Source organism: Clostridioides sp. LIBA-6822 (assembly GCF_056688955.1).
Genome location: NZ_CP196996.1, coordinates 107,547 through 122,829 on the forward strand (window position 1 = coordinate 107,547; position 15,283 = coordinate 122,829).

The 15,283-nt window shown below is 27.4% G+C and carries 17 protein-coding genes; all 17 read right to left on the reverse strand.

Features of this window, described 5'->3' with window-relative positions:
- Positions 1-6 precede the first annotated feature (6 nt).
- A complete protein-coding gene (locus ACTG48_RS21205) occupies positions 7-1,389 on the reverse strand; it encodes an ATPase, T2SS/T4P/T4SS family (protein WP_172693324.1) in 1,383 nt (460 codons plus the stop codon).
- Complete coding sequence (locus ACTG48_RS21210; protein ID WP_021382321.1) at positions 1,389-2,156, reverse strand: CpaE/TadZ family protein; 768 nt, start codon at positions 2,154-2,156, stop codon at positions 1,389-1,391. Before ACTG48_RS21210 ends, ACTG48_RS21205 begins: the two co-directional genes overlap by 1 nt.
- 10 nt (positions 2,157-2,166) lie before the next feature.
- Positions 2,167-2,925, reverse strand: a complete 759-nt coding sequence (gene cpaB / locus ACTG48_RS21215) for a Flp pilus assembly protein CpaB (RefSeq protein ID WP_021382320.1) — start codon at positions 2,923-2,925, stop codon at positions 2,167-2,169.
- Between the two features lie 10 nt (positions 2,926-2,935).
- Positions 2,936-3,493: a prepilin peptidase gene (locus ACTG48_RS21220; protein ID WP_021382319.1), complete on the reverse strand. Its 558-nt coding sequence runs from the start codon at positions 3,491-3,493 to the stop codon at positions 2,936-2,938.
- Between the two features lie 11 nt (positions 3,494-3,504).
- On the reverse strand, positions 3,505-3,771 hold the full coding sequence (locus ACTG48_RS21225) for a hypothetical protein (protein ID WP_021382318.1): 267 nt from the start codon (positions 3,769-3,771) through the stop codon (positions 3,505-3,507).
- A gap of 122 nt (positions 3,772-3,893) precedes the next feature.
- A complete protein-coding gene (locus tag ACTG48_RS21230; RefSeq protein ID WP_172693325.1) occupies positions 3,894-4,091 on the reverse strand; it encodes a hypothetical protein in 198 nt (65 codons plus the stop codon).
- A gap of 16 nt (positions 4,092-4,107) precedes the next feature.
- Positions 4,108-4,503, reverse strand: a complete 396-nt coding sequence (locus tag ACTG48_RS21235) for a hypothetical protein (protein ID WP_154106800.1) — start codon at positions 4,501-4,503, stop codon at positions 4,108-4,110.
- Positions 4,504-4,808: 305 nt separating this feature from the next.
- Positions 4,809-5,012: a hypothetical protein gene (locus ACTG48_RS21240; protein WP_021382315.1), complete on the reverse strand. Its 204-nt coding sequence runs from the start codon at positions 5,010-5,012 to the stop codon at positions 4,809-4,811.
- A gap of 435 nt (positions 5,013-5,447) precedes the next feature.
- Positions 5,448-5,636: a hypothetical protein gene (locus ACTG48_RS21245; RefSeq protein ID WP_172693326.1), complete on the reverse strand. Its 189-nt coding sequence runs from the start codon at positions 5,634-5,636 to the stop codon at positions 5,448-5,450.
- Between the two features lie 10 nt (positions 5,637-5,646).
- On the reverse strand, positions 5,647-6,417 hold the full coding sequence (locus tag ACTG48_RS21250; protein WP_479918815.1) for a hypothetical protein: 771 nt from the start codon (positions 6,415-6,417) through the stop codon (positions 5,647-5,649).
- Between the two features lie 39 nt (positions 6,418-6,456).
- The gene (locus tag ACTG48_RS21255) at positions 6,457-7,434 is read right to left on the reverse strand and encodes a hypothetical protein (RefSeq protein WP_172693328.1); all 978 of its coding nucleotides are present in this window, start codon (positions 7,432-7,434) and stop codon (positions 6,457-6,459) included.
- A gap of 225 nt (positions 7,435-7,659) precedes the next feature.
- Positions 7,660-9,462, reverse strand: coding sequence for a C40 family peptidase (locus tag ACTG48_RS21260; protein WP_021382309.1), 1,803 nt, complete (start codon positions 9,460-9,462; stop codon positions 7,660-7,662).
- Between the two features lie 44 nt (positions 9,463-9,506).
- Positions 9,507-11,501, reverse strand: a complete 1,995-nt coding sequence (locus ACTG48_RS21265; protein WP_021382308.1) for a hypothetical protein — start codon at positions 11,499-11,501, stop codon at positions 9,507-9,509.
- 25 nt (positions 11,502-11,526) lie between these two features.
- Positions 11,527-14,142 carry a VirB4 family type IV secretion system protein gene (locus ACTG48_RS21270; protein WP_021382307.1) on the reverse strand — a complete coding sequence of 872 codons (2,616 nt, stop codon included), beginning with the start codon at positions 14,140-14,142 and terminating at the stop codon, positions 11,527-11,529.
- A 21-nt stretch (positions 14,143-14,163) separates the two neighbouring features.
- The gene (locus ACTG48_RS21275; RefSeq protein WP_021382306.1) at positions 14,164-14,496 is read right to left on the reverse strand and encodes a PrgI family mobile element protein; all 333 of its coding nucleotides are present in this window, start codon (positions 14,494-14,496) and stop codon (positions 14,164-14,166) included.
- Positions 14,497-14,556: 60 nt separating this feature from the next.
- Entirely contained in the window at positions 14,557-15,003 is a 447-nt protein-coding gene (locus ACTG48_RS21280) for a hypothetical protein (RefSeq protein ID WP_021382305.1), read from the reverse strand.
- 15 nt (positions 15,004-15,018) lie between these two features.
- On the reverse strand, positions 15,019-15,276 hold the full coding sequence (locus ACTG48_RS21285; RefSeq protein WP_021382304.1) for a hypothetical protein: 258 nt from the start codon (positions 15,274-15,276) through the stop codon (positions 15,019-15,021).
- Positions 15,277-15,283: the final 7 nt, after the last annotated feature.

The window sequence follows — 15,283 nt, forward strand, 5'->3', positions numbered from 1 at the left end:
CTCCTTTCAATTACATAAATCAGATACTTCATAATAATTTAACATTTTATTTAATTCTTTTTCTGTAATCCCATTTTCAAGTAAACGTTTTTGAATATTCTCAGAAATATTATTTACCTTTTCAAAATATCCTGTGATTACTTTCTTGTTTCCTTCAAGTTTTATACCAGTTCTAACAAAATGAAATAATGTTTTAAACTCACGTTTTCCATCTTCATGAACAATGCACTCTGTTATTTCCATTATTTTTCTTGATTTATCTTTCAATTGTTTTACAAAACATGCAATAGGAAAAGCTTTAGTTACATTTTTCATTAGAGTATCATCGTCCATATTTGACTTTGTCTTACACAAATCTAACATTCTTGAATAAACATCAATACAAGAGTTTGCATGTATAGATGTAATAAAAGGATTACCTGTATTAGCAGCTTTTTGTACCTCAAATGCTTCTCTACCTTTCATCTCAGAAATCACTAAGTAATCTGGGTTCATTGTAAGAGAAAACTCCAATAATTTTTCTTGGTCTATATCCTGCTTAGGGTCATCACTATGTCTTGTTCTTAGGTGTATTACTTCATTTATTACCTTACCATTTTCATCTCTCTTGACCATATCAAACTCTCTAACATCTTCTTCTATTGTTATTACTCTATCATCATTATCTACAGATTCTTTGACTAATGAATCTAGAAGAGTTGTTTTTCCAGAATTAGTTGGTCCTACTATACACATACTTGCTCCATATTTAAAGAGTCTCTGCATGATATAAAATATTTCTACTGTTCCTGTACCAAACTTTATAAAATCATCTATTTTTAACTTCTGAGGGTTTATAATACGAATAGATACAGCAAGACCCTTACTCTCATCAATTAAACCGTACCCTAGAGCTGTTATCCTTATTCTCTCTGATAAATGTCCTCTTACACCAGGTTGAGCATTGTCAAATACCATATGAGACATTTGTAACATTCTTTTAATAACATCTATTGCATGTTTTGGATTATTAAATGATTCTTTTGTAAATTCCTTATGCCCATCTTTAAACGTAATTCTAGTTGAATCCCATTCATTTATATTTATTTCTTCAACATCATTTCTATAAAGATAGTTATCTAAAAAATCGAATCCTAACATTCCAGATAATAATTTATCAATTAATTCTTTCTCAGATAATCCTTTTACTTTATAAGAATAATCAACAATAAATTTTTCAACAAATGGTCTTACTGATTCTCTTTGCTCCAATATATTTTTTCCTGCCATAATTGAAAAGCATTTATCTAAAATATAACTTTGAGTTTCCTTTAATACATCTGAAAATTCTTTTTCTTCCTTATCTTCATTCAAGAAATTTTTAAGAATTTGTCTATCACCAAAAGCCATTATTTATTTCTCCATAATTTACATTTTTTTATATCATCCTCATTTTTTAAGGTACTGGCTAATTCATCAACAGTTTTGTTGTATTGGCTCTTTTTCTTACTAAGTTCCTGAAATAAATCTCCAGATAGAGTTTGCTCTCTTATTTCTTCAAGATAAGGTAATTCGTATTTTATTCTATATATTTCTTTTACTTCCCTTACTGATTCATCTTCCCTGAAATTTGATAACACATTTATATGTTTATTTATTTTAAATTTCTGTAACATCAACAATTGTAAATTAGAATCAAAATAAGATATAGCTTTTAAACTAGGTTCTACAAGCCTAAAAATAGTATCAGAGTATTCTAGAACTGTAGATGTCAATAAGTCTGTAAAAAAATAACTTGTACAATCCACAATAATATAATAAGCCATGTTTTCCAATGTTCTAAATAGTTCTAATACCCTTTCTATATTATATTGTGCATAGGTTGATACATTTTCTCTCTGTTTGTATCCCAGTATATTTATATATTTGTTTTTCCCATTTATTAAATTTGTTAAAATTACTTCTTCTGATAAAATTGGAGCTGACAACACATTTCCTAATGACTTGTCTTTAATTTTTTCATTCGGTAAAATAGTATTTATTGAAGGACAGATTAAATCAGAAAAAACTAAAATTACATCTTTCTTTTCCTCTGCTAGTTTTTTTGCTAACTTTATACTAAAAGTAGTTTTACCTGAACTTGGGCTTCCCCAAATAGCAATTGTTTTACCTTTCATTTCTATTCCCCTATTCTTTTATTGGTGTAGTCATGTTTCTTGATGCCAATAAATTTATTGTTTCTTCTTGTTTTTTTATAAATTTTTCAGCATTATTAGTTGTACCACGATACACTAGTGTTACATGCATTTTGCTATTTTCTTCTAGCGTAGCTAGTAACTTAGCTTGGATATCATTTACTTGCACTGTAATAGTTGTCGGAAGCTCATTTTCTTCTTCATTTCCTTTTTGTACTTTTTCATCATTCTTATCAGAACCTTTTGCATTAGTAACAGCTAATACTCTTACATATTGCAACTCAGCAGGTTTTAGAGTTTCTTTATCTTCTCCATAATCAGCAGCTAAAATTGATATAATATCTCCTGTTTCTAGCTTTCCTGATAGTCCAGCCGCAAAATTTTTTATTGTAAAAGATATGGCTTGATTCTTACCATCTAATCCATATAAATATTCATTTTCAGCCACACGATTTTTTGAAATCTTTGTAGTCAACACATTATCATCTTTGTTAATATCTGTTATTGCATACTTCCCAACAACACTATCTTTTGTTTTAATACTTGTCTGAGGTAAACTCTCAGAATCTGTTGTTTTAATTTCCCTAACTTTTGTGGAGCTTATTTTTTCTCCTTTTTTTATTTCTTGTGTTGCTCTAACAAAGGTTGTTTGTGATTTCATTTTCTGTAAATATGGAGAAACAAAACAAATGTATACACCTATTAGTAATGCAGAACAACCAATTATTATTCTTTTTGTCGCTAATTTCATATTTTTCCTCCTATAATAAATATGATAAAAAACACCCTACAGAAATGTAAGGTGCTAAAGCAATACCATTTTTATATGTATCACGATTGATTGCAAATGCCAAGATTAAGCTAATTAGAATAAAAATTAAAACTTCTATACCTTTAAACCCAATTAAAAATCCACTACTTCCCATAAGCTTTATATCCCCTCCTCCAATACTTCCATTTTTCAATATTGCTGATAAATAAAGAGGTAACGCAAATAAAAATAAATTTATTATAGATAAATATAAATTCATTTTTATAAAGGATACAAATAATATCAATACCTGTATTTTATTAGGTATTAATTTTGTTCTATAATCTACATAACTAGCATAGATTAATATTTGAGCATATAAAAAACCTTTTATTATTAATGCTATATTATTAATATGTTTAAATAGGCTTATGATTAATAAATATTCTATTAAAAGCAATATCATTTTTTGTTCTTTGCTTAATACAATTTTTTCACCTGTTGGCAGAAATTTTAAATCATAGAAATAACTGAATATGCTATTAGAACTAATATTATTGAAAGACATAATATAAAATCCTATCCAAACATATTTACAATTGTAGATTGTGCTTTTGGTAAAATAACATCTTGTAATGCTCCAGTTGCCCAAGCTAACATCAGTCCACCTAAAAATACTGCAATAACTACCCAAATAGCCTTAGATACATTTTCATCCATACCAGATTCATTATTTAATACTTCTCTTAGATGTCTTTCTATACACATTATTTTTTGTCCTATATAGGATTCTAAAAAAGTATTTCTTTGTTTTCTTTTTTCTTTTTGAAATAATAAATTCTCCATGTATATCCTCCTTAAGTTTTAAAATATATATAAAAAAGCATCTCTAGAAAATGCTTTTATTAACACATATACTTGTTGTAAAGAAATTTATTTCATATAAATCATGAATTAGCTAAGTACCTTTAAGATTTTTCAATCATTTCTATTATTTTTTCTTGCATAAGGGGAGATATGTATTCTATTGCTTTTCTACCCAGTAAAGGCCCTAGTAAAATTAAAAATAAAATTATTATACATTCAATAATTGCTCTCTGACGTTCTGACAAACACCTCTTCTTTTTGTCCTTACTTAAATCAATATTTTTCTTTTTTTCTTTCATATAAATCTCACCTTTTTCAATCTAAAATTTTCTTAACTATACACAAAATTAATGTTATAAATGTAAGTACAGCTGCCAAACATAATAAAAACCCTAATATTCCCTCAAAAAACGAACAAGCAGTATGTGCTAAGTTTACTACCATATTGTTTATGATGTCTCTATCATCCCTAAGAAAAGTCGCTCGTTTATCCATAATTTTATTTATGCAAAGAAGTACTAAACATAGAAACACAGCCAATGCTGAAAAAAAAACAGGTTTAATAAAATCCAAAAAATCTATCCAAAAATATTCTATACGTTCCTTGATCCTTGTACCTATACTACTCAGTATTTGAAATATACTCTTTTGTTCACAAACAACTTTTTCTTTAATAGTTTTATAATCAGACTCGTCTTTTTTTATTTCCACCATGATCCCCCCTACATACTAATATCTTGTATATACAAATTCTTATCTATAAAGTAAAAAGGAAGATAGGTATTCTATCTTCCTTCATTAATATTTAGCTAAGTTTTTTTATTCAAATAAAAAAGCTCTTAATATAGATACTTTTTCAATGTGTAAAATATAGGGGTGAGATGGCTTTAAGCCACCTCAATTTGTTATGAAAAACCAAAAAATGAACCTGTATATGACATCTATTACTAGATGTCATATATAGTCTCACTTTCATATTCATGTATATTTGCATATGTGTTTTTATAACTTATATTTTATCTATCATTCTTCATCACTATATTTATTATTAAAACTAATATCACAAAAATTTGCACCCCAACAATGTTAGCAAATGATTTAGGATCTGTTAGTACTGGTAAAATCATAAGAAAGATTAATAGAATAGCAACTTTTATATAATCAATTATACTATGCTTCTTAGATGTATTTTCTTTAACTGTTTTTTCATCATCATTCATGATTTATATTCCTCCAATAATTTATCATTTTATTTTTTAATAAAATGATAATATAACTATAAGTCAGCTATCTGTTTGATATAAAAATAAAAACTTTCTTAAACCACTTATAGGAGCTACCTTTCTTTATGTCTTTAATATTCTCTGAAATATATCCCTTTGATTTATATATAATACTATCCATTTCTTTAGATACAAAATTTATAGAATTCTTTTTTTAAGGTTCATAATTATTCTCCCTTCAATATAAATGTAAATGTATCAAAATTAAAAAACACCCCAAATGGATGCTTGATAATTAAACTTATTTTAGATTGAAAAAACATAAATCTAAAACAAATCAAGTGTAATTGATGTTGCCTTTGCTAAACACTATCTCTATTATTGGGTTTCAGTATTGAAAAATACCTTATCTATGTTTTTATTACTTTATTTTTAATTTAAATTTTTTATTTGAATATGTAAAAGAATAATGATCATAAAAGGCATTACTATTCTTTTTATATCTATTTCAGATATAGCCACAACTAATAAATCTCCTGCTTCATAAAATGTTTTTGAATCTATCAAATATAAGGTAATACCAAATATAATTGAAGCAACTGCTATAATACAATCTTTCATATTAGACTCCTTATAAATAAATATTTCGTACTTTAGAAAACTCTTCTGATAATATTTTTTCTATTATCTTAAAATACAATGCATTCATAGTTTCTGCACAATACAATTTAGAAATAATAATTTTTATATTTTTATTATCTATCAAAAAAGTAATCAAATCCTCTTTATCAAGTAAGTCATTTTCATTTAAGATAGTGCTGTTTCCAAAGCTTTTAGAATCCTTCAATGATAAAATTGTCTCATTATATATATTTATTAATGCCTCATAAGCTCCCTCTTCATCACAAAAAAATTCAATACTATTTTCGTAAATTTCTTCAAGTGAGTATTCACATAATCTTCTATAGTCTAATTCTACAACATTGTGTTTAAAATGATATTCAACTTTTTCTAATATATAATTTACTTCTTTTTCTATATCTATATTTGAAAATAATTTAACTTTCTGCAAGTAATTTAATTTTAAAAATATATAGTTTGAGCCCACATATTTTATATTATACATATAGATATCATCTGTCATTTTTAAGCCTTTTTTGTGCAATACAATATTTACTTTCCATTTTATTTGTTCTATAGCGTTTATCTTTTTTTCATCTATTTTGACCAGTAATAATCCTAATAAAATTGAAGCTAAAGAATAAAAAAACAGTAAAGCTCCTATTATTGAATATACTATTTTAAATTTTTCTGGAGTAAATGTAAATTTTGTAACAAAAATTAGAGCACAGCCCATAATAAAACTGAGCAAAGTATATTTCCCATATTCTGGTTCAAGCAAAATAACATCCCCTTTCAAGTGCTTACTTATAATACTTGTTTAGCTTTGCTCTAAAAAATCTTCTATATTTTGTGTCCTAATAAGAGAAAATTTATTTTTAAAGTTAAAAAAAGCTGACATCTTAGTCTTTATAAATAAAAAACTTATGAAATTTGGATCAGCTGTATTTAATATTTCTCCAACATAAGATGTTATTATATCTCCTATACTTGTTTTTATAAAAGAAAATATTTCATTTGAATTATCAAAGACAATTAAGTATTCAGCATTTTTTTCTCCAAACAAATAATTTTCATTAATAAAAGTAAGAATATTTAGTAATAGAACACCTAATATTTTTTCATCATCAACTAAATTTAATTTATTAAAAGCAATAAATTTATTATTGTGTACATGATTTATATTAGAATGTATATTTAGTAAATACCCATAATTATCTATTATTTTATTAAGTTTCGAAATAATTGTGTCTATAACATTTATTCTTATGTTTAATATGTCTTTAATACTATTTAACTCTTTAAATACTTCAAATACCTTTTCTTTATTTGGAGATTGCATACAGTTTATCATTCTATGTGTTCCTTCTATATATTTTAAATAATTTAGAAAATCAGATAAAATAGGGTATTCATTTTCTTTATATTTTGTACACTTTTTTATATCTATTCCAAAATATTCATAAAATTTAGTTAGTAATATATCTAAACTAGTTAATTCTTCTTCTGTGTATTCACTTACTAAAATACAATACATTCTTTGTATCTTTTTTAAATGAGTGCCAAATGAAAATATATCAAAATCTTTTATTGTTGAATAAATTTGCAATGGATTTATTATTTCTTTATTCTTATCAACTTGTACTACTCTAACATCTTTTATATCATTAAATTTCGCAGATTCTGTATTTACTAGTATTATTTTTTTGCCTAATTTTATTTGTTCATAAATAATATCTTTTCCAGATATTTTGTTTTCATTTTTTATTTCACTATTCATTTTATATGCTAAATTCATTAAAATCCCCCCAAAATTATAATTAATTTTACTCACTTTACTTATATATCTCCTTCTTCCAATTCATCAAGAATCAAAGATACTTCAGTACTTAAAACAGAAGCATAAATAAGCACTCCTAAAAAAGCTATAGCTATTGTTAAAGCAACAAACATAAATTAATCACCTCAGTTTTTTATAATAAAAAAAGGTATCCCATAATTGGAATACCTTTTAAACAACAATTTATTTTAAACCAGGAAATCTACCATAACTCACAGGCCCTTTTCTCATGTCTGTTATTCTAACATCTTTTCCTGATTCTGGAGCTTCTATAACTTTTCCTCCTCCAATATACATTTGAACATGATGCACATTCCAAGGATTTGTTAAAGATTGGCCTTTTTCATGTACAAATACAAAGTCACCTGGTTGTAGTTGTTCAAATGATATAGGTGTTGATGCTGCACATTGTGCTTTAGAAGTTCTAGGCAATCCTTTAACTCCTGCTTGATTGAAACAATATAGCATAAGACCACTACAGTCAAAAGAATTAGGTCCTTCTGCTGCCCACAAATATGGTTTACCAAGTTGCTTTCTCATAATTGAAATAATCCTATTAACCTTTTCTGAACTAGAACCACCTGATATACTTGTATTTCTAAATTCTATAGCATAATGATAAACTTTATTTGGATAGTCATGAGGAGCTTTATCTAAATTTACAGACATACCCCTTCCTTGTCCAACATTATATAATACAAATGCTCTTCTCAAAAGGTCTTTAAATTTAGGATCATTTTCATCACTATCCCACTTTATTTGATTGACATATTCGTTGGTATTATAATTCTTTTTATTTGGACAAGCTATTCCTGTCATACTTTCTAATCTAAATAAAGCATAGTTAAAATAGAATCTTGCCTCAAATGCACCTGCAATTATCTGAGCTCTTGCATCTTTTAAAAAAATACCCCACATTTGCTCTGAACTAGAAAAAGAATATCCTGCTTGTTTAAATAAATCACCCATGCCTTTTCTCATATGTTCAGCCCATATATCACTTCCATCAGTATCATACTTTTGAAATTGCATTATTCCATATGCTCCTCCATACTGACAATTAGGGTTAAAATTACTCTCTTGTTTTGCAAATCCAGCTAATACCCAATTTGGAAGACCTGTTAACTGAGATGCTTCATCAAAGAATGATGCTAATTCTCCTGGAACCCCTACAAGTTCTCCCCATTGGCCACCACCTGGATAATATGGTGCAAGAGTATTTCCAAATAGCCAATTCCATTTTTTATCTGAACCAGAATTTATAATCATTCCAATAACCATATCAACATCATTTTCACCAACATGATTTTCTTTAATTAATATTTCTCTAAAGTGGTCATATGGTTCTCCTTCATTTTCTTGAGTAGATAAAACTGGTTTTGTTATCTCAATTCTTTCATCAGAATCTATTGTTGTAGTTTCTGTTTTTATTTCATATATATATTTATTAGTATTATAAATTGAATTTGCATAATCTAATAGATATATTGTATCAACCGTTTCATCAACCTTTTCTACATATCTAGCATCATCACCTTCTCCTACTTTTTCCTTATAAAATCGCCTTGTTATTATCTGAGATTCTGAATATTTCAAATCAGGTTTTAAGGTCTTATCAACTATCTCATCAACTTTTTTCTTCAATTGCTTAACACTACTTTTTGCAGATACTTGGCTATTGCTTACTAAAAATCTCAAATACTTTTCTACATGTTCAGCTCTTAATAAATGTTGATTATCTAAAAAATAATAATCTTTAGATGTATATTGTGCTACTTTCTCATCTATGTAAGCTTGAACTTCTTTAGTCTCTTCAGAAGATAAATTAGGAGTTATTTTATCGCCTGTAAATAGCTCAAAAGTTGCAGATAATAATATTAATATTAATACAACAAAAGCACCATAAGGAACCATTATTTTAAACATTAGCTTTTTAAATTTATTTTTAGCAATACCTTTTACTAACTCTAATCCCTTTTCAAACAATGCTTTCATCCTCCCTTTAAATAAAAAAGTTAACTATGTTAACTCTATAAGCTATCCTTAAGTAAAGAATCTAGGCTATTGTCTTTCTTGCTACTTGCTAAAAATTTAGATGCACTATCTATGTCACCTTTTGAAATATTTTCATAAAAATGTTCTTTGTCAGGTTCAGTTACACTGCTGTTAAACATAGCTGTATCAAAAATTTGTTCAGCTTTTCCAGTTGCTTGTGTTATATCTAAATTATTACCTGGTTTCTCCATTATATTTCCAGCTATTGAATTTATTGTATCAATTCTAGCTGACTCTACTTGCCCCATATTTCTTTTATCATTTATTGCAGAGAATATAAATCCATCATCTTTATTACCATAACTGTCTTTCTTAGATAAGTTATTGAAGAACATACCTTGAATAGCTCTTTCAGCGTTACTAGGGTTTTTGAACGCAATATCTGGTTCTTTTTCTGGAATAGTTTCTATATTCTTCTTCAATTCATCTCCATTTTTTGAGCTATCTAGTTTATCCATTCCAAAGTTATACTCATCATCACTAGTACCACTATTTTTTTCTAATGAATCATCATCTTTTGGTATTTCATTTTCCATATTATCTAAAGGTTTTATATTATTATCATCAAGAGAGTTTATATTATCATCTAAGCCTATATCACCATAGCTTGATTCCATATCTGCATCATATCTATTTTGCTCTTCCGCAGGATCATTTCCTCTATTAAATTTATTTCCTATTCCACCATCTACTGCTCTATCAGCCATCTTTGCCATTTTATTAAAATTACCTTCTTTATCACCATGTCCCATAAGACCTTCTAAAGCTTCCAATGTTCCTGCTGTTCCTGCTGTAGAAGCTTTGAATGCTGTTACCATACCTGATATTGCTCCTAGAGTCCCTTTTGTAAATCGCCTAGCTTCTCCATATTCATCTATTCCAGATAACTTAGCAAAATATCCCTGTACAGAATTTCTTAAGACATCAGATAATTTTATAGTTAAAGTAAGACCTATTAAAATAAATAGTAGTGATGAAGTTGCTGAGAAAAACAATGAAAATACTACAAATACTATAGAGTAACATAGTCCTGTTATTGCATTACTTAATATCTCTCCAAACCAGATTTCAAATGCATTTATGTTCTTGTTAATTCCCCATAAGGCAGAAGCAACAGGTGTAAAAACAAACATAATACCTAAAACCCATGTTCTAACCATAAAAACAATATTTACTCTCAATGTTAAATAAGCGAAATAAACTTTTATTATCGCTGTAGTTAAAACATTTCCAGTTTTAAGTTCATCTAATATAGAATTAGACATTGTTACATGGCTAAAAGACTCATTTAAAATTGATGTTAAAAAATTTGAAAAGACTATTATCCCATTAACTAAAACTGGACCTCCTGCTATTATTAGGCAAACAAAAACCCATCTTTGTAAACTTTCCTTTGTGTCTATCTCTTGTCTTTCATCAACTGAACCTTTTATAACTCTTACAGCTGTAAAGAATACCATTAATATAAGTAAGACATAAGCTACTTTTTGAACTATTCCGTATCCAAAAACTAGATGTGACCATTGTTCTTTTGTAAATATATTTAAATCTTTTGCAAATATTAATTCTTCTAATGTCTTTGTCCCTAGTAATTTTTCTTGTACAAATCCATCACCAGAAAAAATAAATTTAGTTATAGAATCTAATAAGAAAGCTATTCCATTTGCAAGGAAACTATCTTCATCTTCTAAATCTTTAACAAAATTAAGCTCTGATGATTTGAATTCAGAGCCTCCTGTTGTACCCATATTTACAATTATATCTTGTAAGAAACCTGCTAAACTTAGCATAAGACCTAGCATTAAAGCCCCTAATACCAATTTTGTTGTTCCCTGCATTAAGATTGTTCTTTTATCATAGTCATTTTTATATATTATTAGCTTATATATGAGTATCGCTAAACTAATTGTAATAAGTATCACTCCTGCATATTGCAGTATATCAACTAAAGCTTGAATTTGTTCACTCATTTTAATAACCCTCCATTTTCATATTTTAAGTCTCTGCAAACTCTTTTTCAAAGTTGAATAAATCAATCTGAGCTAAGATGTTTCCAACTTCTGTAACAAGTATACATTGCCCTTTTGAAAATGAAGGTATTCTTTTCCGAGCTTGTTCTGGAAGTCCAAAAAACTTGGTTATTTCTTTTGCTAATGACGCATCTTGTTTGAATATTATTTTTGTAGAACAAAGATTTATTATTGCCTTACCAGCCTCTTTAGTTAAGAACTCTCCAATTGCCTGTGTACTTATAATTAAGCTTATCCAGTACTTTCTTCCTCTTCTTGAGAAATCTTCAAGTAGAGCCAAACTGGCTTCATGTTGAGCGAATTTCCAGCCTTCGTCTATCCATACATTTTTTTGTATACCTTTATATTTCCAGTCTGAAAATAAGCCCCATAACCAGCTTAAAATTGTAGTCATAGCAAAAAACTTACTAAACTCATCAAGCTGTTTCAAACAAAAAACAATAAGTTTCTTTCGTTTGAATCTGGATATTTCTTCACTTGTCTCACAATCGAACATAGCCATTACACCATCACCAGTTATTAGTTGCATAATATCAGATACTTCATCAAGATTTTTATTTTTTTCCATAGTAGCTTTTAAATCACTAAGTATTGGTAATCTTTTCTTTTTATTGTTTTCCATCAATGAATCTGGCTCTATACCTATTCCTCTATCAGAGTACACTTTTTTAATAGCATCTTGTACTCCTGTTATTTCTGTACCAACTAATCCTTTTCCATTTCTATACTGTTTTATAAAGTTATTTATAAGATTAGTTATCTCAACCATTTTCTCATAGATTGGTACTGTTCTTCTTCCATTTTCATCTTCTTCGACAGATAGTTCTAAAGGATTTATTCCGATTTTTCTACCTGCTTTTATATGAAGATAATTGCCACCAAACTTTTTATTTATCTTCTCATATTCATTCTCCATATCAAACACTGCGTTCCATTCACCTAGTAACGCCCCTCTACCCATAAAGACCTTCATAAATGTTGATTTACCTGAGCCAGGCTTACCACAAATATATAGATTCGGATTTGAGTATAGTTCACTTTCTTTTATGTGCTTTTTTTGACATAAGAAATTATCTAGAATTAAAGTAGAATTTGTTTGCTCATTTCTTCCAATGTATTTCCCTTCTGTATGATTTAAATGTGTGCATCCACTTGGGACTAGACAAGCCGTTCCACCAGTAGTCATATTCCTTTTATCTTGCATATAGTTAAAAGAATTAAATGGAAGAGTTGTTAAAAATGCATCTCTTTGATCATAAAATAAGACCTTTACAATTATTCCAGTTTTTTCACATGCCTCTATTATCATGCTTGTCTTATTCTCTAAATCAGCTAGATCATTTGACCACAACTTCATTAGATTTTGAGTATGATATAATTTATCTGAATTGGTTTCTATTAACATTCTTAAATTATCTATGTTTTTAGCAGCTTCTCTCTTATCATAATCAACTGTTCCAGTACTTTTATACTCCAGTTTTATATTTGACATTATTTTTGAATATTGATTTTTCAAGGATTTACTAAGAGTAGTTTCATCAAGCTTTTTAACTATTGATAATAACTCCATATTTTCTATACAACACAAATTATTCAATGTACTTATATTCATATTCTTAGGAAATGCTTGAATAGACAACATTCTTATATAATTGTTTCTATCAAGCTTTATGTAGTCTTCCTTTTCTTCAAAAATATTAGGTTTTATAATATCATATATAGTCAATCTGCCTATCTCTAGAAATTGCTCATCTTTTTTATTCTGTTTCTTTTTTTTGTCTTTTTTCCTATTTTTCACGAGCTTTTTTTCTTCTTCTGGTGTTAAATTTTCAGTTGACTCTACTTTTATTAAATCTTCTTCTGATAAGATACTAATATCAGCATCATTATAATCTTCATGTTCTTTTCTTAAAATTCCTAATCCTTCTACATATTCTGAAAATATACCTTTCTCTATCAGATCTTCTACAATAAAATCTTTACCTTTATTAAATTGGTTGTGAAAAAATTCTATAATATCAATACCTTTAACTGTAGATACTCTGAAGTTAGTATCATTTAAAGCTCTCACCACATAATTTACTTTTCCTTGTAATTCCTTTAAAGCTCTTTCTTGAATGGGATGATTTGGAGTTACAATATATATATAATTATATTTTGTATCACTATAAATTCCATTTTCCAAAGCAGAAAATTCATTGTACAATTCCTCTTTGTATTTTTTAAGGAAATCACTTGATTCATTATTATCCATTTTTTTGTCTATAAATTCTTTGTAATGTTTGAAATCTTGCTTTTTATTACTACGAGCATATTTAATAGGAAAATTCAGACCAAAGCTATATGATATTAGTACATTTTCAAATTGTTTTATATCATCTTCAGACAATAATGCTACATCAGTCGTTGAAATTTTTAATATCACAGAATAACCATATTTACTTTTTATTATTGTATTGTTCAAAACTTCCTGAATTCCTATAATTTCATCCATGAGCTTTATCTTTTTATCTTGTTTCATTTTCTTAACAGTCTTTTGATCTATCAAATCATATGTTGTTGTCTTTTGTTTAAAATCCATAGAAACCTCCTATTCATTAGATTATTCATAATGTTTTATTACTTTTTTTCTAAATAAATACTTAACTCTAAGTAGTACATATGAATCTAAATACAATCCATTTATTCTTACAAAGCTGAATGTACCAGATATCGCCAACATAAAAGCTTCAAATAAAAATACCATTAAAATATTTAGAAAATTTATTGTTGTTACTCCATTTTCTAAGTAATTAACGAATAGTTGTGGTCTTTGTATTATTATCATAAAAAAACCAACTGGAACAGCGAACCAGATGGCTTGACGTAAAGATAACTTTCCACCAATTATTTTATCTTCAAAGCTTAAATCGAAAGGTATTTGAAAATTAGTCATATAAACCTCCTTTACAAAAAATAAAAGGCTTAAAGCATGAGCTTTAAACCTTTTACTAATTTACTTCATAAATGAACCAGTTAAGAATCCTACAGCTGATGCTGCAAATCCTATTACAGCTATACCACCAGCTATATTCATTATCTTAGACATAGATTCTTGTCTTTGTTCTTGACGCTTAGATACCATTAATGAAATTCCTGCTATACATAAACTTACAAGTGCAGTAACAGCACCACCTACTTGTGCTATTTTTTGAATTGTAGGAATAATTTGATCTCCTATTGATTCTGCTGAAGATGATGGAATCCCAGATAGACCTGGAACTAAGAATAGATTTACAATTCTATTGCTACTAACTAAATATAACCCAGTTAACATTGTGATAACTCCACCAAACTGAATAAATTTATGTTTAAATAATATATTTTTATTTTCAGTTAACTCTGTTGAATCTAGTAAGACATCTTGTTTTAAAAATAATTCTTTTATTCTATTTATTGTCATTTTATTACTTCCTTTCTAACCCTTCAAAATTAGCGTCGCCAAGTATCCAATCATTGGAAAATATACACCTGTTAAAATAACACCTATTATTGTGAACTTAATATTTTGTAATACTTCTACTCTTTCATCTGATCTATTCAAAGTCATTAATTTAATTCCTGCATAACATAAACCAGTTACAGCTAAGACTAAAGCAATAACAGTAACTGGGCTTTTAGCAACTGATAAAAATAAATTTGTAAATTTTAAAGCATCAGCTCTTACTTCTAACAATTAAATC

Coding starts and splice junctions, on each gene's coding strand:
- ACTG48_RS21205 (WP_172693324.1), bottom strand. CDS start 1,389: ATGGCTTTTGGTGATAGACAAATTCTTAAAAATTTCTTGAATGAAGAT.
- ACTG48_RS21210 (WP_021382321.1), bottom strand. CDS start 2,156: ATGAAAGGTAAAACAATTGCTATTTGGGGAAGCCCAAGTTCAGGTAAA.
- cpaB (WP_021382320.1), bottom strand. CDS start 2,925: ATGAAATTAGCGACAAAAAGAATAATAATTGGTTGTTCTGCATTACTA.
- ACTG48_RS21220 (WP_021382319.1), bottom strand. CDS start 3,493: ATGTCTTTCAATAATATTAGTTCTAATAGCATATTCAGTTATTTCTAT.
- ACTG48_RS21225 (WP_021382318.1), bottom strand. CDS start 3,771: ATGGAGAATTTATTATTTCAAAAAGAAAAAAGAAAACAAAGAAATACT.
- ACTG48_RS21230 (WP_172693325.1), bottom strand. CDS start 4,091: ATGAAAGAAAAAAAGAAAAATATTGATTTAAGTAAGGACAAAAAGAAG.
- ACTG48_RS21240 (WP_021382315.1), bottom strand. CDS start 5,012: ATGAATGATGATGAAAAAACAGTTAAAGAAAATACATCTAAGAAGCAT.
- ACTG48_RS21245 (WP_172693326.1), bottom strand. CDS start 5,636: ATGAAAGATTGTATTATAGCAGTTGCTTCAATTATATTTGGTATTACC.
- ACTG48_RS21255 (WP_172693328.1), bottom strand. CDS start 7,434: ATGAATTTAGCATATAAAATGAATAGTGAAATAAAAAATGAAAACAAA.
- ACTG48_RS21265 (WP_021382308.1), bottom strand. CDS start 11,501: ATGAGTGAACAAATTCAAGCTTTAGTTGATATACTGCAATATGCAGGA.
- ACTG48_RS21270 (WP_021382307.1), bottom strand. CDS start 14,142: ATGGATTTTAAACAAAAGACAACAACATATGATTTGATAGATCAAAAG.
- ACTG48_RS21275 (WP_021382306.1), bottom strand. CDS start 14,496: ATGACTAATTTTCAAATACCTTTCGATTTAAGCTTTGAAGATAAAATA.
- ACTG48_RS21280 (WP_021382305.1), bottom strand. CDS start 15,003: ATGACAATAAATAGAATAAAAGAATTATTTTTAAAACAAGATGTCTTA.